The following is a 26,653-nucleotide window of genomic DNA, read 5'->3' as shown; positions in this document are numbered from 1 at the left end:
TCAAATTGAAATGCTAGTCTGTTTTTCCAAAAGTACTTGATTAAGATGAATTAATTCTTCTTCTTTACTGCTTTCAATAATCCAGTGGCTGCTATGGGAGGTTGTCCTCCCTGCAAGAGTATGATCTGCAGTATATATGCTTGTCGCTGCTCCTTTTACCATTGGCTGATAAAGGAGAATTCCTTTCTCTGCCGAACTCCAAATTTGTTCAGATCTAACTTTCCAATTTGGCTGAATTGTCCGCTGCTGTATCCCTTCCCCGCCATACCCATTTACCAAATAAGCCCGGTCACTGGCAAGGTGCAGGATAACATCTTCTGCTGGAGAAATAAATGATAAATGTTCTTTCCTCACTTTAGGATGCTGGTGCATAATGATTAACTTAATTTTCCGTGTGTAACTTAAATGATTGCTAATAGCAATCTTAGTTAAAAGAAGCTTTGAATGGATAAATGGCTGTGAAATTTTAATAAATAATCCTTGCTCGGTTAACAGCTGCTCACCACTTTCACGCAGCCAATTCAATCTCCCATTTTCCCAAATTCCAATTGTTTTTATTAGAGAAGCCCTCACCCGGAAGGTATCAATAATATTATTTTCTTCACGAAATGCATTTATCATCATGTTCACCCCTGTATTTTCTTAACTTGGCTGCTGTACTGCTATTAACCTATTAGCATATGTGCTTCTTTTATGGATAGACCATTTCCTTCATACTAATGTTAGCACCGATCTCCCCCCTTCACAATGAACGCAATTTGTCGGAAATTGCCTGTATAGATGCGGAGGCACATAGATGGACAAACTTTTTTAAAGAGGTTTAAAAATAGCCCATTTTCACTATATCTCGACATCTAGCAGGCACTTCTTTTTTACTAACTTCCTTGTAAAAGATGAATCTTAAAAATAAAATCGAAAATTGTCGGTTTAATTATGTTAAAATATTCTCTGTAAAGAGCTTAAAAATAGGAAAGTGCCGGGGTGTATACGATGGAATATGTTGTGGCCAGTTTATTTGCCATTGCAATTATATTGCTTTTAGTCTCATTTTTTTTAAGAGATACCAATCAGGATATTAGAGAAGAGCTGGATCAGCTAACCATTCAACAAGTTCAAGAACTTTATCAGATTAAAAAGAAACTAAGGGTGTTAGAAGAAGAGCTGCTCATTACAAATGACTCCCTGCCGAGAGATTATCCAAAAAATGATATCCATGAGATAATAAAAAACCAGGTTTGGTCTCTTGTGCAACAAGGGAAATCGGTCGACCAAATTGCCTTACAGTCAAGTTTAACTGTGGAAGAAGTAGATTCGATCATTCAAGAATTCAGTAAAAGAGGGATCGTATAATGAATAGGCGGACAATCAGGGCATTTGCGCTGGGCATACTGTTCTCAGCTTGTGCTGTTAGCGGTATCTACTATTTTACTGGCATTATCCCTAAAACAATTGATGTCGGCTATGCAGAAAAAATGTTATCGGAAGAAGGCTATACAGTCCTAACTGAATCGGAACATAAAACTCTTATTGAAAAAGCTGAACCTGAAGAATTAGCCGTACAGGAAACTAAAGACAAACCAGATACGCAGCCAGAAGAGAAAAGTGTCGAAACAGCCCAGCAGGAAAAACAAGTGCAGCCAGCTGTATCGGTTATTAATATCACTATAGAAAGCGGAATGTCCCCATCTGAAATAGCAGGAATCCTTCATCAATATAATATTATTGATGACCAGGGAGAATTTGAGAGGTATTTAATTGACACTGGCTTTCATACAAAAATTCAGCTTGGCACATTTGAATTAACAGATCAAATGTCCTTTGAACAACTTGCAAAAGTACTTACAAAAAGCTAAAAGAGCAGGCCTTTGGCCTGCTCTTTTAGCTTTTTCCTTGTTTCGGAATATAGAGATTCTAAGTTTTGAGGGGAGCCTTCACTTTTTCTGCGGTTCAAAATATTAAGCGTTTAAATCGTATCTTTTACCCGTTACGAGAAAGATTACATTTTCTGCTATGTTAGTTGTATGGTCAGCCACACGTTCAATATAGCGGCAAACAAACGCTAATTGTGTAATCTGGTTGGTCGCAGCAGGGTTTTCAGGAATATATCCCATTAATTCTTTTATTAACCGGCCGTATGTTTCATCTACTTGATCATCTTTTTCAGCACATTTTCTTGCTAATCCAGCATCTTCTGTATAAAAGGACGTTATGGCATCCCTCATCATTTCAAGTGCCATATCCATCATTTGAGGAATCTCTATAATTTCCTTAATATGTTTTTCATTTCCAATATGAAGCGTGGATTTTGCAATGTTGACAGCAAGATCACCAATTCTCTCAATTTCAGACGAAACGCGCAGTGCAACAATAATTTTTCGTAAATCAGTTGCCACCGGTGCTTCTGTTGCAATAAGCATTGTAGCATGATCAATAATTTTTTCTTCTTGCTCATTGATTAGTTTATCTCTCAGTATAATGCTTTGAGCTTTATCAAGATCTTGAGCGATTAGAGCCTCCAGGGACGCCTTAATCGCTTTCTCAGCTTGTTCAGCCATATCTAGAAGATTTTCTTTTAATTGTTTTAAGTTTTCATCAAAAACAGATCTTGTGTTCATGGTTTCAACTCCTATTATCGGATAAAATTAATTTACCTTGCAAAGAGACTGTTTATTTACCTACTTAGGAGTAAGTGATTAACCAAATCTTCCTGTAATATAATCCTCTGTACGTTTGTCAGAGGGATTTGAAAAGATTTTATTCGTATTCTCGTACTCAATTACTTCACCATTTAAGAAAAACGCTGTTTTATCAGATATACGCGCAGCCTGCTGCATGTTATGTGTAACTATGATAATACTATAGTTTTTCTTTAATTCCTGAATTAACGATTCAATCTTGGATGTCGAGATTGGATCAAGCGCAGATGTAGGCTCATCCATTAAAATAACATCTGGCTCGATTGCCAAACAACGAGCAATGCAAAGACGCTGCTGCTGCCCTCCTGAAAGGCCGTATGCATTTTCATTTAAACGGTCTTTCACTTCATCCCAAATTGCCGCTCCTTTGAGACTTTCCTCGACAATTTCATCGAGGACTTTCTTACTTCTAATCCCATGAATCTTAGGCCCATAAGCAATATTTTCGTATATAGATTTAGGAAAAGGATTAGGCTTTTGAAACACCATCCCAACTCGAGTTCTTAAATCTTCCACTTTGTATGATTTATTAAGAATATTTTTCTCTCTATATAGGATTTCTCCAGAAATACGAACAATTGGAACCATCTCGACCATTCGATTTAACGTCTTTATATACGTTGATTTACCACATCCCGAGGGACCTATGATTGCGGTAACTTCATTTTCATATACAGAAAGGTTAATGTTTTTTAATGCTTGGTCCTCTCCATACCAGAGATTAAGATCCTTTGTATCATAAACAATTGATTTTTTTGACGCATCTTTCTTACTTTCTCCATCAGACTGAATACCTTTAACATTTTTCTTCTCAGTAAAAACTTCCATAGCTGCATGTCCTCCCAGTGTTAAAATCTTTTTTGAAACTTATTCCTAATGACGATAGCAATTGAGTTCATCACAAACAAGACTAATAAAAGGATTACAATTGTAGCAGCTGCCAAATTAGCATATTCCGCAACAAGTGAAGAATCAATAGTCCAATAATAAATTTGTACCGGTAGTATTGTAAACTTATCTAACACCCCGTCTGGAAGAGGAATGAGCAATGCTGGAATACCAATCACAATTAACGGTGCCGTCTCACCTATCGCTCGGGACAGGGCTAAAATAACCCCAGTTAAAATCCCAGGAATCGCAGTTGGAAGCACAACATTCTTAGTAGTCTGCCACTTAGTAGCTCCCATCCCATAAGAAGCTTCTCTCAAAAATCGGGGTACAGCACGAATGGCCTCTTGGCTTGCCACCACCACCACGGGGAGGACAAGAAGTGACATAGTTAAACCGCCAGCTAAAACAACGGATCCCAAATCCATCGTTCTCACAAAAACTGTCAATCCCAAAATACCAAAAACCACTGACGGAACACCGGCCAAGTTGGCAATATTCGTTTGTATCAGTGACTGAATACGACCTTTCTTTGCATATTCCTCAAGATAGATCGCAGTTCCCACTCCCAGGAACATGGTTACTGGAGCCACAACCACCATCAGCCATAAAGTACCCATTATCGCTCCCATAATTCCAGCTCTCTCAGGGTCCGTAGATAGCTTATTGGTGATAAAGTTTAAATCTACCCATCCCATGCTCTGTGAAACCACACGGTAGATCAGAATAACTAAAACTAATAGTCCAAAAAGAGTAGCCATAAGAAATAATGCTTTAGCTAACGTATTGGTAAATAAGCGTTTTCCCATATTCTTTTGGACTTGTGTTACATCCACGTATTTCATAATTAATATTCCTCCCGGACTTTGCGAGAAATATACTGCGCAATCAGGTTCATCACTAAGGTAAATACAAATAATGTCATCGCTACTGCGTATAAGCTATAGTATAAAGTAGAGCCTGCAGGAGCCTCTCCCCCAGTAACTTCGACAATGTAGGCTGTCATTGTCTGCATGGATTGAGTAATATCAAACGTGAAGTTTTTCGAGCTGCCGCTTGCAATAGTAACAATCATTGTTTCCCCGATAGCACGAGAAATACCAAGAACAAAAGAAGCAAGAATTCCGGAAATAGCCGCAGGAACTACTACTTTCCAAGTTACTTCTAGCTTTGTTGCCCCAAGTGCCATGGCTCCCTCTCGCATGGAATTTGGCACTGAACTCATAGCGTCTTCTGATAGTGATGCAACCATTGGAATGATCATAATTCCCATGACCAATCCCGGACTGAGAATATTGGTAGGTTCCAATCCTGGTATAAAGTTTCTTAATAAAGGCGTTACAAACGTAAAGGCAAAAAAACCGTAAACGATAGTTGGAATACCTGCCAATATTTCGAGTAAAGGTTTTAACGTTTTCCTCAATTTTTCCGAGGCATATTCACTTAAGAAAATAGCTGTCATTAAACCAATCGGAATTGCTACAAACATTGCGATAATCGTCGAAATAATGGTGCCAGTAAGTAACGGTAATATTCCGAAGGTCGCTTCGGCCCCAAGGGGTTTTAGGTTAGTACCTGTAAAGAAATCAAGGATTGGAACTTCTTTGAAAAACATAATTGTTTCAGTTAATAAAGTCAGCATGATGCCTATTGTCGTCAAGATAGAGATAACTGCAATTGTAAACAGGAAACCTGGAATGAATTTTTCTGTAAGGTTGCCGACACTTTTGGATTTCTTTTTTTCTTCTATCAAATCTCTTATGTTCAAATTCGTTTTGGTATTTTGCAATTTTAAGACCCCTTCCATCCTGTTCCATCCAAGAAGAAAAACCACTAGAGAGTTTCCAAAACATATAAGAAGATGAGAAGATTAGACTTCTCATCCTTCAACATTATTATGCTGCCTTATGCCTTTTAGTTTTCTTTTAGCTCATTTAATTGATCAACAACAGCTTGGACATCTTCATCAGACAAAGGAGCAAACCCTGTATCAGTTGCTACTTCCTGAGCGTTTTCCATTGTATAGACCGCATAGTCCAAAACCTGAGGCTTTTCTTTTGCATGTTCCTTGTTCAAATAGGTAAATACCGGGCGGGTAAATGGAGCATACTCTCCGTCTTCAGCTATAGTGTCCAATGCTGGCTCTATAGGTCCATTGCCAAAGTCCACATTTACTGCCTTTAACTTATCAGTGTTGCTTGCATAGTACCCATAACCAAAGAATGCAATTGCATTTTTATCTTTAGATACCATATCGACTAGAGTTGAATACTCCTGCTGTAAACTGATTCCTTCTATTAAATCCTGTTCGTCAAGGATACTTTCAAACATAAATTCATAGGTACCATGGTTTTCGTTTGGACCATAGGTTTGTATTTCTTCATCAGGAAAATCTGCGCGAACATCAGACCATTTCTGCTTTCCCTCGCTTGCTAGGAAGATGTCAATAATTTCTTGTTGCGTCAGTTCAGCAGCCCAATCATTTTCTTTATTTATAACAAATGTTAGTCCGTCAAGGGCAACTTTCATTTCTTGGATTTCAATACCTAGCTCTTCTGCTGTAGCTTTTTCTTCATCTTTAATATGACGGGAAGCATTGTTGAAGTCCGTTCCATCCTCAGATAGAAACTTTTTGAATCCTGCGGATGTCCCTGCTCGGCTGACTTCCACCGATACGTTTTCTTCAGCGTTAGTCATATAGTTTTCAGCCATTTTTGCCATGAACGGGTAAACAGTTCCGGAACCATCAATAACTACACTGCCTTCTAATTCACTGCCATTGCCGCCACCTTCATTGCCGCCGCATGCGGAAGTGAATACCATAGTTGCTGCAACGAGCATTAATAGGCTAAGATTTTTGAATCTTTTCATTACTGAATTCCCCCTATAGTGTCTGTTGTTTTCTCCTACATGCTTAAGATTAAAGGATAACTGTTAAGCCTGTTTTAATAGAATGTAAAGGTTTTGTAAATTTGGTTTATTAGCATGTAAAACTCTGGTTATTGAGAAATTTGCTATATTGATCCACAAAATCCCATTCATCCTTACAATCTTCTATATCTTGTATATCTTCTATATCTTTTATACGCTTTTTAATTTGTTACCCGTTTCCCCGAAAAAAAACCGCTCCCTATTAAAGGAACGGTTTTCTTCATATATTATTCAGAACTCAATGCTTCCTCGGTTATCCGGTCTTCTTGACCTTCCTGAGCCTCATCAATGTTTTCAACTTCATGCTCAGGTCCTTGAGGATCGGCTTGTTCCTCGTTACGCTTTTTCTTCAACTCGAAATACGTATCAAAAACTCGGCTGCCGATATTGTTATTTATGCTAGGGCCCTCATTATAGTACGCCCATGGAACCATTACAGCCATTGCAATTTCCGGGTTGTCATGCGGTGCATAGCCAACAAGACTCAGGTTCATAACACCAGGCTTTTCACCTGTGAATTTAACAGGTCCGTCATACTGAGCTTGGGCTGTTCCTGTTTTCCCGGCAGGACTATATGGTTTGCCACGGAATTTCCCTGCGGCTGTGCCATTTGGCTCCTGCATTACCCGGCGGAAACCTTCCTGAACACGCTCAAGCCACCCTGGTTCTGCATCAATTTTATTAAGAACATTTGGTTCAATTTCCTGAATCACTGGTCCAATTTCATCATTTTTCATGACAGGCTCTCGGATTTCCTTAACCATCCTGGGCTGGATCCGATAACCTCCGTTAGCGATGGCTGAAACATACTGGACAAGCTGCATTGGCGTATACGTATCATACTGGCCAATCGAAAGGTCCATTAAGAGTCCTGGTATGCTTCGGTCCATCCCCTTGAACCCAACCATTTCATTCGGTAAGTCAATGCCTGTTCTGACTCCAAGGCCGAACTGGCCAAAATAATTCCTCATCGTATCAAACGCTGATGAATCGAATGGCAAAGGTTGGCCAGGCCGGTATATGCCATTGGCCATCCGGATTGCTGTATGGAACATATAAACGTTTGAAGACACCTTCAAGGCATCGATGTCATTAAGCGTACCAAGCCCCTGTTTCCAAGAGCCCTTTGGGTTAGAGTTTGCAATTACTACAGGAGTATCGTGTATTCTCGTCCCAGGCGTGATGGCTCCAGTGTTAAAGCCTGCTAGCACGGTGGCTCCTTTTATCGCAGAACCAACATTATATGACGATGTAAACGTTCCGCGAGAATAGTCATTCATTACCTGTTTTCCGTCTTCGTCTTTTCCAATTTGTTTACCTGCCATTGTAAGGATTTCACCTGTATAAGGATCCATTAGTACTACAAAGGCTCGGTCTAAAAGAGCTGTTCGCGGATCTTTCTTTGCAGCCAACATTTCTTCTTCAATGATTTTTTCCACTGCAAGCTGGAGGTCCATGTCAATGGTTAGAACAAGGTCCTTGCCACGTTCACCTTCAGAAATCACTTCTGTATCAAGGACGTTCCCGGCTTTATCAGTAATGTTTTTTATTTTAGCCTTTTTGCCATGCAGTACATCTTCGTATTGCTGTTCAATATAACTGCTGCCCACCCGGTCATTTCGGCTGTAGCCTCTAGATAGGTAATAATCCAGCTGCTCGCTTGGGAGGCCCTCTTCTGAAATGTTGCCTATAATCGTTCTAAGTGTATTTTTAAAAACATAGTCTCTTTTCCAGTCTGTAGTGGTATCCACTCCAGGCAGCTGCTCAAGATTTTCACTCACGAAAGCAAATTCTTTATCAGTTACACCTTTTTTCACAATCTGTGGAGTAAGTGCATACCCTTTATTAAACTCACGGAATATGGCCAAGATTTCTTTATCTTCTTCCACCTCTAAAAGATCTTCTTCGGTGATCCGTTTAAGCTGAAGATTATAAATTTCTTTATCAGTCAGTTCCTTCTCTCTATACTGATCCCATTCCGCTTCGGTGATTTTTTCTTTGGCTCGTTCCTCATCAGTTAGGATCCAATAATCCTTCATATCTCTTTCTCTGACTTCTTCGTCATCTTTATCAATATATTTTGCAAGAAGCGTAGCAACCTCAATCATATCCTGCTGACTAGTTCCTTGATATTTCGTATACGTTATGGCTTTTTCAGGAATATTGTCGACAATAACTTTCCCGTTACGGTCAAACATCTTTCCTCGGGGGACAGGATTGTTTACTGTTATATCTTCGGTTCGTTCAATCTCCCGCTTAAAATCATCTCCATAAACAATTTGTACAATCCCCAATCTTAAAATAAGGGCTGAAAATAACAAAAATACAATAAAGAACAGCATATTTAGCCGGAAAGGCACATGCGTTTTCTTTTTTTTCTTTTTAGTCAAACTTCCCCACACTTCCTCTTTAAAGCATTATTGATTCGAAACACTATTTCCTATTTTATAGTATTTATTCTATTTTTTCTATTATAGTCTCAAATTGTTATATGGCATTTTTTTCCTTCGGATAAGCCAAATAAACCGGGAACAGAATCCCAGTTTATTGTGCACTCTAGTTTTCATACAGCTCAGGGATAAATTATGTACGTACCTCTTTGTCATGGCCCTGAAGATGAATTCTCCGGACAAACAGGTAAATGATTGTATGCCCTGCTCCTAGTACTAGTAACAGAACAGGAATACTTGTCTCTTCCTTAAAAAAATGGATCGTAGCTAGAAAAGATAAAATAGAGATTATTCGGCCAACATTTAGATAGATCTCCCTCACAACAATATACTCAATTCTCATCTCCGCTGCTTTCCAGCCCCGGCCGATTATATCATAAGTCAGTGAAACATAAGGCACAAGTAAAAGTGGGTAGGCTACAGCGATTACAGCTGCATATATAAGCATCTTAAAGTAGGTTATTTCAAAAACAATCAAAAAGATTGCGGCATAAAGGAGAAGGCCTCCAATTAGGATAGACTTTTTTCTTTGTTCTTTTTTGATCATTCTGGACACAAAATAATATCCAACAAATGCAATTCCGGAATTAATCAGGCCAAACGTCCCTAGAGCCATTTCACTTCCTGTTGAAATGAAGACAAACACGGAAATGATAAAAATAAACGTACCTTCACGTAATCCTTGAAAGAAGTGAGCGTTAGTGATCAAACGCCAATTTTCATTGTTCTTTCTTTCTGCAAGTATACGGGTAAACATGTACCTTCCCTTAGCAGGTCTTCTCTTTAAGAAAAAGCTCAGGAAAACAGCTGCAGAAAATAGTGCTAGCGAAATACCAAACACAATCGTATAACCGGTGAAGTTTTGCATTCTAGAAATAATAAAGCCAGCTGCCATTGGACCGATCATTCCGCCAACCGAGCTAAGAATTCCTAGAAAGCCATTAAAAAAATCCCTAGTTTCCGGCTCCGTAATCTCGAAGGTAAGGACGTTAAAAGCAAGCCAATAAAATCCATACCCTACCCCAAGCACCCCTCCTAACAACAGCAGGTACTTTGAAGCATTTGTACCGAAAAAAAGTACTGCCATGTAAAATAACGCTAAAAAGCTCACACCAATTCTTAAAACGATCACCCGGTCAATTTTTTTCGCCCATCTTCCGGCAAGGATAAAGGTAATGGGCTGCATGACAACAATCGAGAGATTATATAACCCCAAATGCGTATAATCACCTGATTGTTTCCATAAATAGATGTTTACGAAAGTATTTGAAAGTGCCACGCTTAAGGAGTATAGCCCCCCTATAAAAAGCAGTAAACTCAAATCCTTTGTAAGTTCAACATCACCAATCAATTTTTGCAGTTTCAACATAAAAAAACTCCCCTTTTAACCTCAGGGGTAGTTTCTTACAAATAGTAAGGACTTATTCAACTTTTCTAATTTAGTCCAAATCTAAATCGAAGCAAACAAGCTCAAGCCGAAACATGATGTTTATTAAAAAGAAAAAGGCAGGCGCAGCGTTAATGGCTTCGGTTTTGAGAAAAAATACGTAACGTGATTAGTAGCGGCGTAATTAAAATATCAAATATCAGTATTTTAAGTGTAATCAATGAAATATGAAATGCTACCTCATTTCTTAGGTGTCTTAATAACGTAACTTTACTGCATATTTTTACGAATCAATCCCAATTCCTTAAGCTGCGACGCTATAGCAGCGTTGATCTCCGCTTCAGGCAATCGCTTTCCGCGGGCAACACTTCAGCTTCCTCGATAGAAACCCGCTTCCTGCGGGATCTTTAGCTGTTGCTTTTCCCGCTGGACATTGATAGGGCACCCTCCAGTTAACCAACTCACAACAAAAAAAGCCGTGATCCATACGAATCAACGGCTTTTTTTATGTTCGATCAAGTGTTGCCTTTATAGCAAATTGCGAAGACAATTTTCCTCGTCAACACCTATTTTCATGAATATTATTTTGCTGAATTGTAACGGTTGTTAACTTCATCCCAGTTTACAACATTCCAGAAAGAATTGATGTATTCTGGTCTTCTGTTTTGATAATTCAAGTAATAAGCATGCTCCCAAACGTCTAAGCCAAGAAGCGGAGTTTTGCCTTCCATAATTGGTGAGTCCTGGTTAGGAGTGCTTGATACCTCAAGTTCACCATTGTTCACTGAAAGCCATGCCCAGCCTGAACCGAAACGAGTTGTTGCTGCTTTAGCAAACTCTTCTTTGAAGCCCTCATAGCTTCCGAATTTTTTAGCAATAGCATCTGCTAGCTCCCCTGTTGGCTCTCCGCCACCGTTTGGTGAAAGGATTTGCCAGAATAGAGAGTGATTAGCATGGCCGCCGCCGTTGTTTCTTACAGCTGTACGCGCTGCTTCTGGAACTGCATCCAGGTTCGCAATGACCTCTTCAACTGTTTTAGAAAGAAGTTCCTGATTGCCTTCTAATGCGTTGTTTAAGTTTGTCACATAAGTGTTGTGGTGTTTTGTGTGGTGGATATTCATCGTTTCTTTGTCGATGTTAGGCTCTAATGCATCATAGCCGTATGGTAATTGTGGTAATTCAAATGCCATAATTAATTCCTCCTATGTAGATGATTTAATCGCCTGAACTCCTCTAGTCAAATTATTCAGACATAAAGGCCGTTCAAAAGCTTTCAGGTTAAGATTACCAAAGAACGGTAATCGTTTCAAATAAAATGCTTTGTTAACATCATTACAATACCCGATCCAGTTATTTTTCATACATCATGTTTTAAGAGAAAGAAGGCTGCCTAAGATTCGAAAAACTGTCAAATATTTCACAATCGTAACGTTGTCAACGATATATGTCATATTTGCGTGTTTCCACTTTACAATTTTATCCAAACCACTATTGACATGGTTACTACTATTCTTTTAAATCAAGGTGAAGACTTGATAAGGAGTCGGTCCTATGGAAAAGAATATTTCTTTGTACAGTTTACTTCTACAAAATTTTATTGAAGAAAGCATACAAAAAGTTAAGCCAGAGACTATTTTATTTCAGGAATATGACAAGGTTGAACATGTGTACTTGCTGCTAAAAGGGAGCCTTTCGATCGGGCGAATCCATATGAAAGGAAAGGAGTTTATTTTCAAGATTTTAAAAGAAGAAGATATGCTGGTCGAATATGATATTTTCAAACACGCGCCCCGCTATTACTACAGTGCCAAAGCTTTGACGGATTGCGAATTGCTCATGATCAAAAAAGAACAGTTTGAAGACTACATTTTAACCAATCCAATTGCCTTAAGAGCTCTTGCAAAATGGCTTAGCACCCGTTATTTAAAAGCCCAGATGAAATGCCAGGATTTAATAATGAACGGTAAGAAGGGCGGCCTTTATTCTATTTTAATTAGGCTTTGTAATAATTACGGAGTCATGACAGAAGACGGAATATTGATTGACCTGCCTCTAACGCATCAGGAACTTGCAAACCTTACTTATGGAACTCGTGAGGTCATTCAAAGGATGCTAAAGGAATTGCGGGAACAAAACATCATTAGCTATGACCAACTTAAGTTTACTGTTAAAGACTTAAGTTATCTTAAACAGGAGGTAGACTGTCAGAATTGTTCATATGAAATTTGCGGAATTAACTAACGCTGAGCAGGACGAAAAAAGGACGCTTTACCAGCGTCCTTTTTAGTTTATTAAAATAACAAAGTAAATAAGCATGATTATTTGAATGAAGCCTTTTGTAATAGCACTGCTAATAAACCCAACAACCGAACCCAATCCAACTTTAACTGCCTCTGATAAACTCTTTCTGTTTACAGCCAGCTCAGCTAAAATAGCACCTACAAACGGCCCTATTAATATCCCGAAAACTGGAATAATAAAAGGACCCACAAGTAATCCGATTGTGCTTCCCCAGACTCCTGCCTTTGTTCCTCCATATTTTTTTACCCCAATTAGATTCGCGATATAATCTGCACCAAATAAAAGCACTACAAACAGTCCCTGTACAAGCCAAAAAAGCCAATTAAAAGGCTCAAAGGAGAACAGCAGCCCATACAAACCAAATCCTCCGAGTAAAAAAAGAACGCTAGGGATAATAGGATAAATTAGACCTACAAACGCTACAATAAAACAACCAATAATCAATCCCCAATAAATAACTTCCATGAAAACCATTCCTTTTTTTAAAAATATTGCAGTTAAGCAGGTTTTTCAACAAAGAGTAACAGGTACATAAGAAAAGCGCAAGCGCCTTGAACAGACCCGACAAGCCTTAATGTGAAGCCGACTGTTTAGCTTCAACAAGCGTTGGAGGGCCAGAAGGTGAAGTCGTTCTTTGACTTCACCAGCTCTGCATCTACCTGAAATGGCTTCTTTGCAGCCTTGCGACGCGGCTTACCCATGGGAGCAGGACTTTCCCGGGAGTGTTCCCTTTTGTGATCCATATGCGACTCGAAGGGCTATGCGATGGTGCAAGACAGTAGTCAATTTTCAAAATTATATACTTTCTAATCTTTAAACAAACGGGCAAGACCTTAACAGCCTCGAAAGATACTGGAAGCCGGGTTAGCATGCTCTGCTATATACGATTTGGCCTGCAAGGATGCTCTATCCAGCCAAATAAAAATAGCAGGGGATATTTCCCCTGCTGTAATACTATTCCCCAATAACTGCTTCAGCAATATTTACTGCATGGTCGCCAATCCGTTCAAGATTGCTGACGATATCAACAAATACGATACCAGCCTGTCCAGTACAAGCACCTTCATTTATACGGAGAATATGCTGTTTGCGAAGACTGCGTTCCATTTTATCTATTTCTTCTTCTTTTTTAACAACTCCTAAAGCTATGTCTTTGTCTTTTTGATCGAGCGCTTGCAGTGCTTCACTTACTGTTGTCAGAGTTAAAGTGATCATTGTATCCAAATCATCCATCGCTGTGTTAGTCATTTTTACTTTGTTAGCCTGCTGATATTCGACTAATTCAACAATATTTTCAAAATGATCCCCTATTCGTTCAATATCTCGAACTGTATCCATTAACACCGAGTGTTCTTCTGATTCATGTTCGGATAATGAACTGGTCGAAAGGCTAACAAGATAGTCTGTGATTTTACGGTCAAGATTGTTAATTGCAGATTCAATCTGGTAAGCATTTTCAGAATGCTTAATGTTTTTGGTCTTTAAGAACTGGTTTGTTTCTTCAAGCCCTTTTAGTGCAAATTGTCCCATTCTCAGCACTTCTTCTTTGGCCTGTCCAAGAGCAATGCTTGGCGACTGTTCGATAAAAACAGGATCCAAGTGTTTCGCTTTATATTCAAAGAGAGAATCTTCCCCAGGTATCAGTTTAGTTACTATAATTGCCAGCAAAGCAATAAACGGAAGCTGAATCAACGTATTGCTTGTGTTAAAAATCCCATGGGCGAAAGCAATCGTCATTTCGGGATTTAAATTCATCGCTCCTTGAATATATGTGATAAGGGCGTTAAAAGGCCTTAATAATATCAAGAAAATGGTTGTACCAATTAAATTAAATAAAACGTGTGTTGCTGCTGCGCGGCGTGCCGCTACAGAAGCACCAATGGAGGCTAAAATAGCTGTAATAGTCGTACCAATGTTATCCCCGAACAACACAGGCAATGCCGCTTTCAATGTAATTAAGTCTTCTGCAAAAAGACCCTGTAAAATACCTATCGTCGCACTTGAACTTTGTACAATTACAGTGAAAACAGTCCCGATTACCACTCCAAGAATAGGACTATTACTCATGCTTAACGTTAAGTCAGTAAATGCTTCAAGACTGCGCAACGGCTTCATTCCGCCGCTCATTAGTTCTAAGCCGTAGAATAATGCTCCAAACCCAAATACGATTTGGCCAAAATTATGTACTTTTTTATTTTTAAAGAAAAACAATAGAATTGAACCTGCAGCGATGATCGGAAGAGCGTATGCTCCAATATCGAATCCGATAATAAAAGCGGTAACTGTGGTACCAATATTCGCACCCATGATAACACCAATAGCTTGCCGAAGCGTCATGAACCCGGCACTCACAAGACCCACGGTAATTACTGTTGTTCCTGAACTGCTCTGGATAAGAACTGTAACCAGAATACCTGCAATGATTCCCATGATGGGATTGGTAGTAAATCGATCGAGAATATCTCTTAGCTTATCCCCAGCTGATTTCTGCAGGCCGTCCCCCATGTATTTAATTCCAAATAAGAAAATACCCAGACCGCCTAAAAATTGAAAGATCATTTCCTGCACGTTTATTTCCAACTACTTCAACCCCTATAAAGTATATTCGACAATTGTCTACAAACCCTTTACAATTATTAGCGAAGTATGATTAAAAAGTAAAGAAAATTAAGCTTAAATTTACAATTCCTTAACAAACCGACCCTTATGTTACAGAATTGTTACAAAGTATTCCTTATGATGTTTATATCTCTTGTTTATCCCAGGCCTTAACGATAAAATGAACAGGTGATTCACTGCTAGGAGGTGCAAGTTTATGAATATTTTTAAACAGTTTTATAAGAGTTTATATTCCCCCAAAGATATTGCTTTATTCCGATTTCAGGGAATTGGCAAAAGTATTCTTTATGTTTTCCTGTTATCATTTCTATCTATAGTACCAACCAGTTTTTATTTAAGCACAGCCATCATTGAAGGTGTAAATGCAGCACAACAATCCTTAGCTGAGGAATTTCCTGACTTTACTATAAAAGACGGAGCCTTAGATTCAGAAAGTTCTGCTCCCGTTGAGTCCACTATTAATGGATTTACTTTATATTTTGATTCCACCGGCAGCTTAGAACTTAATGACTTAACCACTAATAACGGTTTAGCCCTTTTATCAAATGAGTTTGTTTTTATCGCAGGAGGAGAATTGACGTCTTATCCGTACACAATGATAGAAGGTGCTGATTTGACTAAAGAGGATGCTGTAAATTTGCTCAACAATGCAGATTCTGCTCTCTTTATCCTCATTCCAATTTTAATTTTAGTCATCTTTTTATTTTCAAGTGCTGTTAGGTTTATTGAAGTATCAGTATTAGCACTTCTAGGTGTATTATTTAAAAACGTTTCTAGCCGCAAACTCCAATACAGGCACCTTTGGAGAATGGCTGTATACAGCATCACACTACCCACGCTCTTTTTTGCCATTATGGCTTTTCTGCAAACTTCAGTTCCAGGTGGATTTTGGCTTTACTGGCTCGTTAGCCTAAGTGTATTATATTTAGCAATTAAAGAAGTTCCAGCTTCAAAAAAAGAATAGAATTTTAAATTAAACAGTAGGCAAACTCAAAGAAAGTCAGTTTGTTTACTGTTTTTTTTCCTTTAAGGTTCTAGAAAGCCGAACATTTTCATATTGTATGGACAACCCCGTTTTGAGGAGGATGTTTATGAAAAAGTTTGCCTTCACACTTCTATTTTTATTAATTGCTTATGTAATCTATATAGATTTAAGCCAGGGAACCCTCCCTTCTGCCAGCGGCGAAAAAATCTCAGCTAAAATATCAGACGAACCATCGCAAGGCTATTTTACATATAAGGCTAAAGCAGGAGATACTGTATTGTCTGTATTAGAACGGCAGCTTGACGGTCAAATGCCAGTCTCCATCTCAACCGCTGTTCTTGATTTCAAAAAATTAAACAGTGGGATAAACCCTGAAGACATACAAATAGGATCCGTTTATAAGTTTCCCGAATACTCCACTAGTGAATAGGTTATTTATTGGCAATCAATCTTTCTTGTCAATGTCAGCCAATCATTGATACAATGAATTCATGTAAACCATACTATTAATGAATTCTTTTTTTAAAAGGAGCGAATCACTGTTGAGTGAAATCATACATCGTACTAAAACCCGCCCAATTCGTGTGGGTAACTTAACAATTGGCGGAAATAATGAAGTGGTTATTCAAAGTATGACTACAACCAAAACGCATGATGTTGAAGCTACTGTTGCGGAAATTCTTCGGCTAGAAGAAGCAGGCTGCCAAGTTGTCCGAGTTGCATGCCCAGATGAAAGAGCCGCTAATGCTATTTCTGAGATTAAAAAGAGAATTAATATCCCTCTTGTTGTTGATATTCATTTTGATTATAAGCTCGCTCTTAAGGCGATTGAAGGCGGAGCTGACAAAATCCGGATAAATCCAGGCAACATTGGAAGACGCGAAAAAGTTGAAGCTGTTGTTAAAGCAGCTAAGGAAAAGGGAATTCCAATTCGTATCGGAGTTAATGCTGGTTCTCTTGAAAGACGATTAATTGAGAAATATGGCTTTCCAACTGCTGACGGAATGGTTGAAAGTGCTCTCCATCATATTAAAATCTTGGAGGATCTGGATTTCCATGACATTATCGTATCTATGAAAGCATCGGATGTTAACCTTGCAATAGAAGCATATGAAAAAGCTGCTAAAGCATTTGACTACCCTCTTCATTTGGGCATCACTGAGTCAGGTACTCTTTTTTCCGGTACAGTGAAAAGCGCAGCAGGTCTTGGAGCTATCCTGAGCAAAGGGATCGGGAACACAGTTCGAATTTCGTTAAGCGCAGATCCGGTCGAGGAAGTTAAGGTTGCCAGGGAGCTTCTTAAGTCATTTGGGTTAGCAGCCAATGCAGCAACACTTATTTCATGTCCTACTTGCGGCCGAATTGAAATCGACCTCATTAGCATCGCCAATGAAGTCGAAGAGTATATTTCAACAATTAAGGCACCTATTAAGGTAGCAGTGCTGGGATGTGCTGTAAATGGACCTGGAGAAGCAAGAGAAGCAGACATTGGGATTGCCGGTGCCAGAGGAGAGGGCCTCCTTTTCCGTAAAGGAAAGACTGTTCGGAAGGTTCCAGAGGCTACCATGGTAGAAGAGCTGAAAATTGAAATTGATAAAATTGCCGAAGAATACTTTGAAAAACAAAAAGAAGCTGCAAAACTTTAAAATACAGAAAGGCCCGGCGGATATGCCGGGCCTTTTCTGGCTCCAATAACTTTTAAAAAAACGGCAGGACAAAAATGCCAACTATTATTGTAACAGCACCTAAGCCAATCGCCCAACTTCCAATCGCCCCAGCGCCTCTCCTTCTTGCAACAAAACCTAACACAATTCCGACTGCACCAAGCAGTACTGGTAAGAAAAACAACGATAAAATAGAAGCTGCTAAAGCCGCATATCCTATCCCTGTCCCTCCCTGTGTCTGATCTTCAGTGTCTTGATTCATTTCTTCTCTTCTGGAGGCTGGTAATGGGACAGCTAATTCTCCTGCTGTCTCCTCTCTGAATGACCGCTCGCCATCAAAGTCTCCTCCATTAGCTGCAGTTGTTCCTTCTAAGCCTGTATCATCATAAATTGGGCTGGTTGTATTAAAACCTGTACCGGTAATGTTTGTTCCTGCACTTGTTCCAACGGCACCTGTTCCATTGAGTAAGTTGGTGTTTGTTCCAGTCTCAAAGGATCCTGTACCTGTTTCGTTTTCTTCTGAAAGGTACGGGCTAGCATCCTGATTACGTCCTTGGTCTGCCATAATAATCCCCTCGCTTTCTTAGTGGAGCATTTATTATTGTTTGCTAAAATTGATCCGTTAACTATGACAATCTTTAACATACTTCCAGGCTTTAAAAGAAATATTAACCAAGCCGATTGTTTTTGGGCTTTTGGCTGTATTTTTCTTCTGGTAAGATAGAAGAAGTTATATTGGTAAAAGGAGTTTTTTAAGATGAAGAAACGATTTGGAATCGATATTGATGGCACGGTAACCTGTCCCACCTCTTTAATCCCTTTTTTAAATAAAGCGTTTGACTTAAACATCACCCTTGAGGATATTAAGCAATATGATTTAATGCCTCTCGTACCAGTAACAGAAAAGGAATTCGCTAAGTGGTTCATAAGTCAGGAACCGCTTATATATTCTCAATCACCGTTAGCTGAAGGTGCAAAAAAAACATTAGAGCAGTGGGAGGAAGAGCATGAATTATTTTTCATTAGTGCCAGGGGATCCCACCTTTATGATGTAACAAAAGAATGGTTCATAGAGCATGCTCTTGGATTTGATCATATTGAACTGATAGGTGCTCATAATAAAGTAGCAGCCGCAAAAAAGTACAATGTCGATATCTTTTTTGAAGACAAGCATGACAATGCTGTTATTCTTCACCAAGAATGCAATATCCCTGTTCTTTTATTCGATACTCCGTATAATCAAGAACCAATTCCTGATGGGGTAATTCGGGTAAGAAACTGGGATGAAGCTCATAAATGGGTTGAAAACTGGCTTAAAAATTATGATAACGGAAGCAGAAGCACCCGTTAGAGATTTCTGGACTTATGTCCAGCATGAAGATCGTCCCGTGTTTAAGTAGTTGAAATACGGTACCGCTGGAGTTTTAGTATTTGGCAGACAACTGCCTACGATGATCAACAACTAGGCTAGCACCTTTTATACTTTCCAAACGTAAAAAACGGCCATATGGCCGTTTTTTTAGACTAGACACTCTGGGCAGCGTCCATATATCTCAAACTTATGTCCAGAGATGTCATACGCTTTTAAATCTTCACTGAGAATGTTCATCGGACAGGTCTCAATCTCTTTCGTTTTCCCGCAATCAAGGCAGATAAAATGGTGATGATGCTGCTTATGTGAACAGGTAAACCGAAAGTGCTTTTCCCCATACAGCTCTGTCATTTCGAAGATACCTGTTTCAACGAACAAGGATAAATTCCTGTATATCGTATCAAAACTAAGACCAGGATAATCTTCTTTCATTCTCTCCAATACATCCTTAGCCGTTAAATATTTATTGCTCACAGAAAAGAGCTGGAGCATTTCCTCCCTTTTTCCTGTATGCTTATATCCCTTTTCTTTTAATAACTCCAAAGCTTCATTTACATTCATACTCTCACCCCACCAAATTGGCTTGAAAGCTTTTTGCTTACCATTGTCACAATTAAAATCAAAACTGCCAGCATGACAATTGTACCCCCTGGAGCAAGATTCAAATAATAAGAAAGTGTTAAGCCGCCAAGTACAGAAATTTCCCCAAATAGCATAGAAAGAAAAATGGTTTGCTTAAATCCTCGCGAAATTCGAATACTTGCTGCAACTGGAAGAGTCATTAATGAAGATACAAGCAGAATTCCAACAATCCGCATCGATGCAGCAATAACAAGTGCAACCATGATAATAAAGACAAAGTGCAGGCTCTTCACTGCAATACCAGTTGCTTTTGCGTATTCCTCATCGAACGATAACAGGAACAACTCTTTGTACAATAGGATGATTACAATAATTACTCCGATACTTATCAGAAGGATCGTCCATAAGTCTAAACGGGTAACAGCACTGACGCTTCCAAACAGATAACTGAATAAATCAGTATTAAATCCATCAGCCAAAGAAATAAAAATAACCCCAAGACCAATACCCCCGGACAGGATAATCGGGATTGCCAGTTCCTGGTAATGTTTGTAAACTGTACGTAATTTTTCAATGAACAGTGAACCTGCAACAGAAAACGCCATTCCCATATAAATTGGGTTGACTCCTACAAACAAGGCAGAGTTTTTAGACAGCAACAAACTCGCAGCAATCCCGGCTAGCGTAACATGGCTCAGTGCATCTGCAATCAGCGAAAGCCTGCGGACAACTATAAATACTCCTAAAAGAGGTGCTATAACCCCGATAATCATCCCTGCCAAAAAGGCATTCTGTAAAAACTCATACTGGAAAATAGCCGAGATCATTCTAATTCCCTCCAGTATGATTATGATGGTGATGGTGGTCATGGTTAAGAACATGGACATCATGACCATATATATCTGACATCTCTGCTAGGTTCAGTTTCTCAAATTCGCTTGTTTCACCGTGAAAATGCAAATGCTTGTTGAGGCATGCTACATGCGATACTTTATCTGTAATCGTACCGATATCATGAGTTACAAGAACAAGAGTAATTCCCTGTTCCTTATTAAGGTTCTCAAGCATCTCATAAAAAGAGTAAACATTCTTTGCATCTACTCCTACAGTAGGCTCGTCAAGTATTAATAACGCTGGATCACTGACAAGAGCTCTTGCAATAAAGATCCTTTGCTGCTGCCCCCCTGATAAATCACCAATGTTGCGCTCAAGGAAAGCTTCCATTCCTACAGATTGAACGGCCTTTCGCACCTTAATCTGTTCCTGTTTTTGTAAAAAGCGAAACATTCCCAGCTTTTTTGTAAGTCCGCTGGCAACTACTTCAAAAACAGTAGCCGGAAAACCAGTATTGAAAGAATTGGCCTTTTGGGATACAAACCCAATTTTATGTTTTTCCTTGAAGTTTTCAGCCTCAATTCCAAAAAGCTTAATGTCACCTTTTTGAGGCTGAAGCAAACCTAACACAAGTTTTAATAACGTCGATTTTCCGGATCCATTCGGCCCTACAAGACCAAGAAAAGCGCCGCGGGGGATAGTTAGATTAATATCTTCAAGAACGTTTTCCTTATCGTAACGGTAAGAAAGGCTGCTGATTTGAACTACTGATTCATTTATATTCATGTAATCACCTTTTAAATTAAGAATCATTCCGATTTAACATCAAGTAGTATAACCCATCTTAACTTAATTGTAAATCACAAAGCAGACGCTGTTTTGGTTTTACTACTTGTTAAAAAATTCATTGAATATAGGGATAGTTGACACATAATCCTAAGGCTGCTCATAACTTACTACGGAGGACATATTAGGGAGTGATGAGCATTGAAGATATTTGAAAACATTATAAACCATAAAGTAAGTACCATCACTGCAGATGAACTATTAAAGTATGCCGACCAATTCAAGATTTCTATAAATAGAAAACAGGCTGGAAAAATAGCAGAATACTTAAGAGGGAAGAAAGTAAACATATTTAAGGACGCCGAACGTGCAGCACTAATTAAGGAAATCGCTCGGGCTGCTGGACCAGAGACAGCCAAGGAAGTAAATAAACTCTTCATCCAATTCACCAAACAATGAAGAAGAAAAGTTCAGAAGCCTTGAACAGCCCAGAAACCTTATGTGATGCCAACTGTTTAGTTTCCGCACTGCCAGGGCTAGTAATACAAGGCTGATTCGGACAGCTCGAGCAAGAATCGACCAAAGCGAGTCCGAATTCGAACTTCAGTAATTATTGTCATGTTCTGCAAAAAAATACGGCTCAAGCCGTGGGGGGAGTATGGGTTGCTTCACTAAAAGCTTTTCTAGCTCTTCGGAGCAAACAGAGACTTTTTTGGAAACAGCTTGCGATGGAGCCATAGGCAAGCAAGGTACATTTCTGATAAATGGAGTTTATAATTTCATAACGAGCAAAAAAAAGAAAGCTGTAGCAGCCACAGCTTTTTTTCTCATTTTGGGTAAGTTACCCTTCCATAATATTATCAAGTAAATTTTCATTGAATTCTTTGTTTTTTAGCATATTGATCTCATGCTTGTATGGAGGTTTCTTACTATTTTTATCTTCTCCTACAAACGGAGTTTCAAGGATTTTTGGAACATCCTTTAATTGAGGGTGATGAACAATATAGCTTAAGGCCTTAAACCCAATATGCCCAAAACCGATGTTCTCGTGGCGGTCTTTTCTCATTCCGCGGGCATTTTTGCTATCATTTATATGAAGAACCTTTAATCGGTCAATACCGATAATTTTATCAAATTCTTCTAGTACCCCATCAAAATCTTCGACAATATCGTAGCCTGCATCATGAGTATGGCATGTATCAAAGCATACTGAAAGCTTATCACTATAAGTGACACCGTCCATAATCATCGCCAGTTCTTCGAAGGATTTACCGCATTCAGAACCTTTACCTGCCATGGTTTCTAGAGCAATTTGCACCTGATCACTACTGGTTAAAACCTCATTTAACCCCTCAATGATTCTGGCAATTCCAACTTCCGTGCCTGCTCCTACATGAGCACCTGGGTGAAGGACAATTTGTTTGGCGCCTAATGCCTCTGTCCGGTCGATTTCAGATCGCAAAAACCGGACAGCGAGGTCAAATGTATCAGGATTTGTGGTATTTGCAATATTAATGATGTATGGTGCATGAACAATAATATTGTCTATACCGTTCAACTCCATATGCTTTTGTCCCTCATCAATATTTAGATCCTCTATTTTCTTTCTTCGGGTATTCTGTGGTGCACCCGTATAGATCATGAATGTATTAGCCCCATAAGATACTGCTTCTGTACTTGCAGCAAGAAGCATATGTTTTCCGCTCATAGATACATGTGAACCAATCTTAAGCATTTAATACTCTCCCTGTATTTTATTTATTTTTTCTTTGTATACGTTTTTGGCGTTTTTTAATTTTATCTACTTCTGACTGCATTTTCTTTTTATAGCCCGGTTTCACTTTGGCTGGCTTACGGACCATGGTTTTTGCTTTCTTGTCAGTAGCATCAGCTTGCTTGATTCGTTTTTGGCGTTTGTTTCGATGCTCAAGGTCAACCCAATCTCCCTTGGATAAATCCACATGTTTGAAATCGATGCCCATTTTTTCAAGGCGATTTAACGCATCTTCATCTGAAGGTTCAAAGATCGTTAAAGCAATACCCGAATTGCCTGCTCTTGCCGTCCGGCCAACGCGGTGAATATAAAAATCCAGGTCTGTCGGTAGTTCATAGTTAATGATATGGCTGATCCCCTGAATATCAATTCCGCGAGCGGCAAGGTCTGTCGCAACAATATACTGGAATTCAAGGTCTTTTACCTGCTTCATGATTCTTTTTCGCTCACGCGGACTTAAATCTCCGTGCAGCCTCCCCACCTTCAAGCCCTTCTCAATTAACCCATCCGCAACTTCATCTGCCTTTTTCTTTGTATTCGTAAAAATAATTGCCAGATAAGGATTAAAGGCTAAAAGAGCTGTTTCAGTCAGGTTGATCTTATTGCGATGCCGCGATGGAAGCATCCAATGTTCGATTTTTGCTGCTGTAGCCTGTTCGGGAGCTACCTGAACGAACTTTGGGTTTTCCATATATTTATTCAAGAATGGTTTAAGCTTTTCAGGGATGGTTGCTGAAAATACAAGCATTTGCAGCTTTGCCGGCATTTTTGCTGCAAATTGGTCAACATCCGCAATAAAACCCATATCAAGCATTAAGTCCGCTTCATCAATGACTAGAATACTGGCAGAATGGACAAAAAGCGCTTGTGCTGAAACGAGGTCATTTATCCTGCCTGGAGTTCCAACCACGATATGCGGCTGTTTTTTCAATTTATCTATTGCCCTTTGTTTATCCGTACCGCCAATAAAGCAACGGGCAGTAATCTCCTCTTCACTGTGCTCGGCTACTTTTAAGATTTCATGATAGATCTGATTAGCAAGTTCACGTGTTGGGGCTGTAATAACTGCCTGAACCTCGGAACGGGAGGGATCTATCTTTTGTAAAATTGGCAGGACATAGGCATGCGTCTTCCCTGTTCCTGTCTGGGACTGCCCAATAGCGCTGTCCCCTTTCAGGAGTGATGGTATAAGCCTTTCCTGTATTTCTGTAGGCTCATAAAAGCCCAGGTCTTTTACTGCTTTTATAATAAAAGGCTTAAACTCATAGCGTTCAAATTTTGTTTGTTCCATATTACCGCTCCTTCTGCTCGTTTACTTTGAAAGATGGCGAGCTTTTATCCATCCTGCTATTATAATAAACATTCATAAAAATCGCCAATCTGTCGCCGTTCTTTTTATATTATCCAAAAGTACCCTTTTCACAACATCCTCCACGTTATTAGGCCACTGTTTATCAAAACCATTTCTTTATCACTGCATATTCTAATTAGAGAAGATTTTAGAAAGGAGGATGTTTATGGGACCAGGACCGAGAATACCTTTTCAAAGAGGATTAGGCCCTAACATGCCACGTGGAGGTCAGCCATTTGGCCGCGGAATAGGACCGGGCTTTATGCCGCCTGGACAGGGTTCATTTAGGCCGGGAATGATGAGAGGCCCTCAGGCACCACAGGTACCTAAAGGAGGCGGAGGGCTGCTCTCAAGGCTATTTGGACGCAGTGGTGGTAGTAACATCGCAAATGCAGCAGCCCTTCCAGCCGTTGGAAATGCTGCGGCCAGTGGCAGCGGAGGGTCTTTTTTAAAAACTCTTGCTAAGCCTGAAGGAATTAACGGGTTTCTCGCTAATACACAGCAGGTTCTTAACTCAGTACAGTCAATGGGGCCAATGGTACAGCAGTTTCAGCAGTATGCACCGTTGGTACGGAACCTTCCAGCAATGTGGAAGCTATACAAGGGGGTACAAGATACGCCAGACAGTGAAGTCAGTTCGGACAGCAGCTCAAAGCTCAAAGAAATACAAACTGCCGAGCCAAAAGGTGAAAAAAAGAAAGTACAACCGAGTAAAGCAACAGTTTCTCCTGAGCAGCAGCCAATTAAAAAAGGGACAAAGAAAAGTGCAGAGCAGGGTAAATCTGTTCCAAAGCTTTTCATTTAATATGGATGATCTTCTTGCTTCCAGCAACTATTTTTGTATTCTGTTTATAAGTCTTATATAATGAAATTATAGATACTCAGGTACATGCAGGAGGATTAAAATATGAATGTAATTAAAATATCCCCACGCGGCTATTGCTATGGTGTTGTTGATGCAATGGTCATTGCCAGAAATGCGGCATTGGACAAAAGCTTGCCGAGACCAATTTATATTCTGGGAATGATTGTCCACAATAAGCATGTTACAGATGCGTTTGAAGAAGAAGGTATAATTACTCTTGACGGTGAAAACAGAAAAGAGATTCTTGATAAGGTCAATGGAGGAACAGTCATTTTTACTGCACACGGGATTTCCCCGGAGGTCCGCGAACTTGCCAGTAAAAAGGGACTGGTCACATTGGATGCAACCTGTCCTGACGTTACTAAAACCCATGATTTAATTTTGGAGAAAGAACGACAGGGTTACCAGGTTATCTATATCGGTAAAAAGGGACATCCCGAACCAGAAGGGGCTGTGGGTGTTGCTCCTAATGTTGTCCACTTAGTTGAGACAGCAGCAGATGTAGAAGCACTGCAAATCGAAGCTGATAAGTTAATTGTCACGAATCAAACTACGATGAGCCAATGGGACGTTGTTGACATTATGGAAGAAGTAAACAAAAAGTTTCCACACGCTGAAGTTCATAAAGAAATTTGCATGGCTACTCAGGTACGGCAAGAGGCTGTTGCTGAACAGGCTGGAAAAGCCGATGTGCTGATTGTGGTTGGAGACCCGAAGAGCAATAACTCGAACAGACTTGCACAGGTTTCTGAGGAAATCGCTGGTACTACAGCGTACAGAATTGCTGATGTATCCGAACTGGATATCAGCTGGCTTAATGGAGCAGAAACAGTAGCTGTTACAGCGGGAGCATCTACCCCGACGCCCATTACAAAAGAAGTTATTTCATTCCTTGAGCAATACAACCCTGAAGAACCTGCTACGTGGGCTAGAGAAAAGAAAGTTCCGCTTCAAAAAATTCTACCTAAGGTTAAGCGGACAGCCGCTAAATAAGAAGAAGATTCATGTAAAAAGAGGGTGTCCCAAAAGTGAACTAGGCCCCATATTTCGGACACTTTAATAAAAAGTGCCTATGCTGCTAATAAATGATCCCGGTATTGTACCGGGGTCATTTTCTTTAATCCCCATTGATACCGTTGACAGTTATAATATTCAATCACACGGTCTA

28 protein-coding genes are annotated in these 26,653 nt (G+C 39.5%); 10 read left to right on the top strand and 18 right to left on the bottom strand.

The features are described from left to right. Nucleotides 1–624: a hypothetical protein gene (locus HRJ06_RS16790; protein WP_174734122.1), complete on the bottom strand. Its 624-nt coding sequence runs from the start codon at nucleotides 622–624 to the stop codon at nucleotides 1–3. Between the two features lie 366 nt (nucleotides 625–990). Here HRJ06_RS16790 and HRJ06_RS16785 point away from each other — a divergent pair, with 366 nt between their 5' ends. Together HRJ06_RS16785 and HRJ06_RS16780 are read left to right on the top strand one after the other, a co-directional pair. Further along, nucleotides 991–1,350 (top strand): hypothetical protein, encoded by a 360-nt coding sequence (locus HRJ06_RS16785; RefSeq protein ID WP_174734121.1) that lies wholly within the window; start codon nucleotides 991–993, stop codon nucleotides 1,348–1,350. Beyond that, a complete protein-coding gene (locus HRJ06_RS16780; protein ID WP_174734120.1) occupies nucleotides 1,350–1,853 on the top strand; it encodes a hypothetical protein in 504 nt (167 codons plus the stop codon). Before HRJ06_RS16785 ends, HRJ06_RS16780 begins: the two co-directional genes overlap by 1 nt. A 102-nt stretch (nucleotides 1,854–1,955) precedes the next feature. Here HRJ06_RS16780 and phoU read toward each other — a convergent pair whose 3' ends face one another. The 8 genes from phoU to HRJ06_RS16740 all read right to left on the bottom strand — a co-directional run bounded on the left by phoU (nucleotide 1,956) and on the right by HRJ06_RS16740 (nucleotide 11,542). Next, nucleotides 1,956–2,615 carry a phosphate signaling complex protein PhoU gene (phoU, locus tag HRJ06_RS16775; protein ID WP_174734119.1) on the bottom strand — a complete coding sequence of 220 codons (660 nt, stop codon included), beginning with the start codon at nucleotides 2,613–2,615 and terminating at the stop codon, nucleotides 1,956–1,958. Between the two features lie 78 nt (nucleotides 2,616–2,693). After that, nucleotides 2,694–3,524 carry a phosphate ABC transporter ATP-binding protein PstB gene (gene pstB / locus HRJ06_RS16770; RefSeq protein WP_174734118.1) on the bottom strand — a complete coding sequence of 277 codons (831 nt, stop codon included), beginning with the start codon at nucleotides 3,522–3,524 and terminating at the stop codon, nucleotides 2,694–2,696. 20 nt (nucleotides 3,525–3,544) lie between these two features. After that, nucleotides 3,545–4,429 (bottom strand): phosphate ABC transporter permease PstA, encoded by an 885-nt coding sequence (gene pstA, locus HRJ06_RS16765; RefSeq protein WP_174734117.1) that lies wholly within the window; start codon nucleotides 4,427–4,429, stop codon nucleotides 3,545–3,547. Nucleotides 4,430–4,431: 2 nt separating this feature from the next. After that, nucleotides 4,432–5,391 (bottom strand): phosphate ABC transporter permease subunit PstC, encoded by a 960-nt coding sequence (gene pstC, locus HRJ06_RS16760; protein WP_174734116.1) that lies wholly within the window; start codon nucleotides 5,389–5,391, stop codon nucleotides 4,432–4,434. A gap of 107 nt (nucleotides 5,392–5,498) precedes the next feature. After that, a complete protein-coding gene (locus HRJ06_RS16755) occupies nucleotides 5,499–6,455 on the bottom strand; it encodes a PstS family phosphate ABC transporter substrate-binding protein (protein ID WP_174734115.1) in 957 nt (318 codons plus the stop codon). Between the two features lie 287 nt (nucleotides 6,456–6,742). Next, complete coding sequence (locus HRJ06_RS16750) at nucleotides 6,743–8,857, bottom strand: peptidoglycan D,D-transpeptidase FtsI family protein (RefSeq protein ID WP_174734236.1); 2,115 nt, start codon at nucleotides 8,855–8,857, stop codon at nucleotides 6,743–6,745. Nucleotides 8,858–9,098: 241 nt separating this feature from the next. Beyond that, the gene (locus tag HRJ06_RS16745; RefSeq protein WP_174734114.1) at nucleotides 9,099–10,334 is read right to left on the bottom strand and encodes an MFS transporter; all 1,236 of its coding nucleotides are present in this window, start codon (nucleotides 10,332–10,334) and stop codon (nucleotides 9,099–9,101) included. Between the two features lie 599 nt (nucleotides 10,335–10,933). Continuing rightward, a complete protein-coding gene (locus HRJ06_RS16740) occupies nucleotides 10,934–11,542 on the bottom strand; it encodes a superoxide dismutase (protein ID WP_174734113.1) in 609 nt (202 codons plus the stop codon). A 361-nt stretch (nucleotides 11,543–11,903) separates the two neighbouring features. Between HRJ06_RS16740 and HRJ06_RS16735 the strand changes: the two genes are divergently transcribed. After that, on the top strand, nucleotides 11,904–12,593 hold the full coding sequence (locus tag HRJ06_RS16735) for a Crp/Fnr family transcriptional regulator (protein ID WP_174734112.1): 690 nt from the start codon (nucleotides 11,904–11,906) through the stop codon (nucleotides 12,591–12,593). A gap of 42 nt (nucleotides 12,594–12,635) precedes the next feature. Here HRJ06_RS16735 and HRJ06_RS16730 read toward each other — a convergent pair whose 3' ends face one another. Continuing rightward, nucleotides 12,636–13,118 (bottom strand): DUF456 domain-containing protein, encoded by a 483-nt coding sequence (locus HRJ06_RS16730; protein ID WP_174734111.1) that lies wholly within the window; start codon nucleotides 13,116–13,118, stop codon nucleotides 12,636–12,638. A gap of 489 nt (nucleotides 13,119–13,607) precedes the next feature. Beyond that, entirely contained in the window at nucleotides 13,608–15,233 is a 1,626-nt protein-coding gene (locus HRJ06_RS16725; protein WP_174734110.1) for a Na/Pi cotransporter family protein, read from the bottom strand. A 235-nt stretch (nucleotides 15,234–15,468) separates the two neighbouring features. Here HRJ06_RS16725 and HRJ06_RS16720 point away from each other — a divergent pair, with 235 nt between their 5' ends. The 3 genes from HRJ06_RS16720 to ispG all read left to right on the top strand — a co-directional run bounded on the left by HRJ06_RS16720 (nucleotide 15,469) and on the right by ispG (nucleotide 17,903). Next, nucleotides 15,469–16,236 (top strand): DUF1189 domain-containing protein, encoded by a 768-nt coding sequence (locus HRJ06_RS16720; RefSeq protein ID WP_174734109.1) that lies wholly within the window; start codon nucleotides 15,469–15,471, stop codon nucleotides 16,234–16,236. A 127-nt stretch (nucleotides 16,237–16,363) separates the two neighbouring features. Beyond that, the gene (locus HRJ06_RS16715; protein WP_174734108.1) at nucleotides 16,364–16,687 is read left to right on the top strand and encodes a LysM peptidoglycan-binding domain-containing protein; all 324 of its coding nucleotides are present in this window, start codon (nucleotides 16,364–16,366) and stop codon (nucleotides 16,685–16,687) included. Between the two features lie 121 nt (nucleotides 16,688–16,808). Next, the gene (gene ispG, locus HRJ06_RS16710; protein ID WP_338421114.1) at nucleotides 16,809–17,903 is read left to right on the top strand and encodes a flavodoxin-dependent (E)-4-hydroxy-3-methylbut-2-enyl-diphosphate synthase; all 1,095 of its coding nucleotides are present in this window, start codon (nucleotides 16,809–16,811) and stop codon (nucleotides 17,901–17,903) included. 52 nt (nucleotides 17,904–17,955) lie between these two features. On the opposite strand, the gene HRJ06_RS16705 is transcribed toward ispG, so the two are convergent. Continuing rightward, entirely contained in the window at nucleotides 17,956–18,312 is a 357-nt protein-coding gene (locus tag HRJ06_RS16705; RefSeq protein WP_174734235.1) for a hypothetical protein, read from the bottom strand. A 366-nt stretch (nucleotides 18,313–18,678) separates the two neighbouring features. Between HRJ06_RS16705 and HRJ06_RS16700 the strand changes: the two genes are divergently transcribed. Next, a complete protein-coding gene (locus HRJ06_RS16700; protein WP_174734106.1) occupies nucleotides 18,679–19,272 on the top strand; it encodes a 5' nucleotidase, NT5C type in 594 nt (197 codons plus the stop codon). 168 nt (nucleotides 19,273–19,440) lie between these two features. Here the strand turns inward: HRJ06_RS16700 and zur are convergent, their stop codons facing one another. The 3 genes from zur to HRJ06_RS16685 are packed head-to-tail and all read right to left on the bottom strand — an operon-like array spanning nucleotide 19,441 to nucleotide 21,495. Beyond that, a complete protein-coding gene (gene zur, locus HRJ06_RS16695; RefSeq protein WP_174734105.1) occupies nucleotides 19,441–19,854 on the bottom strand; it encodes a zinc uptake transcriptional repressor Zur in 414 nt (137 codons plus the stop codon). Next, complete coding sequence (locus tag HRJ06_RS16690; protein ID WP_174734104.1) at nucleotides 19,851–20,702, bottom strand: metal ABC transporter permease; 852 nt, start codon at nucleotides 20,700–20,702, stop codon at nucleotides 19,851–19,853. Before HRJ06_RS16690 ends, zur begins: the two co-directional genes overlap by 4 nt. A 1-nt stretch (nucleotide 20,703) precedes the next feature. Continuing rightward, a complete protein-coding gene (locus HRJ06_RS16685; protein ID WP_174734103.1) occupies nucleotides 20,704–21,495 on the bottom strand; it encodes a metal ABC transporter ATP-binding protein in 792 nt (263 codons plus the stop codon). A 201-nt stretch (nucleotides 21,496–21,696) separates the two neighbouring features. Between HRJ06_RS16685 and HRJ06_RS16680 the strand changes: the two genes are divergently transcribed. Next, nucleotides 21,697–21,954 (top strand): DUF2624 domain-containing protein, encoded by a 258-nt coding sequence (locus tag HRJ06_RS16680; protein WP_174734102.1) that lies wholly within the window; start codon nucleotides 21,697–21,699, stop codon nucleotides 21,952–21,954. 382 nt (nucleotides 21,955–22,336) lie between these two features. On the opposite strand, the gene HRJ06_RS16675 is transcribed toward HRJ06_RS16680, so the two are convergent. Together HRJ06_RS16675 and HRJ06_RS16670 are read right to left on the bottom strand one after the other, a co-directional pair. After that, nucleotides 22,337–23,230, bottom strand: a complete 894-nt coding sequence (locus HRJ06_RS16675; RefSeq protein WP_174734101.1) for a deoxyribonuclease IV — start codon at nucleotides 23,228–23,230, stop codon at nucleotides 22,337–22,339. Nucleotides 23,231–23,249: 19 nt separating this feature from the next. After that, a complete protein-coding gene (locus HRJ06_RS16670; protein WP_174734100.1) occupies nucleotides 23,250–24,560 on the bottom strand; it encodes a DEAD/DEAH box helicase in 1,311 nt (436 codons plus the stop codon). Nucleotides 24,561–24,786: 226 nt separating this feature from the next. Between HRJ06_RS16670 and vrrA the strand changes: the two genes are divergently transcribed. After that, nucleotides 24,787–25,425, top strand: a complete 639-nt coding sequence (gene vrrA / locus HRJ06_RS16665; protein WP_174734099.1) for a VrrA/YqfQ family protein — start codon at nucleotides 24,787–24,789, stop codon at nucleotides 25,423–25,425. A gap of 102 nt (nucleotides 25,426–25,527) precedes the next feature. Then, entirely contained in the window at nucleotides 25,528–26,478 is a 951-nt protein-coding gene (locus tag HRJ06_RS16660) for a 4-hydroxy-3-methylbut-2-enyl diphosphate reductase (RefSeq protein ID WP_174734098.1), read from the top strand. Between the two features lie 77 nt (nucleotides 26,479–26,555). Here the strand turns inward: HRJ06_RS16660 and HRJ06_RS16655 are convergent. Next, the coding region (locus HRJ06_RS16655) for an IS3 family transposase (RefSeq protein WP_174734097.1) at nucleotides 26,556–26,653 on the bottom strand (98 nt) is incomplete at its 5' end.

It is taken from the genome of Mesobacillus harenae (assembly GCF_013343715.1).
GTDB classification, from domain to species: domain Bacteria; phylum Bacillota; class Bacilli; order Bacillales; family Cytobacillaceae; genus Mesobacillus_A; species Mesobacillus_A harenae.
Note: the sequence above shows the minus strand (reverse complement) of the source record. Positions and strands in the feature narration are given on the sequence as shown.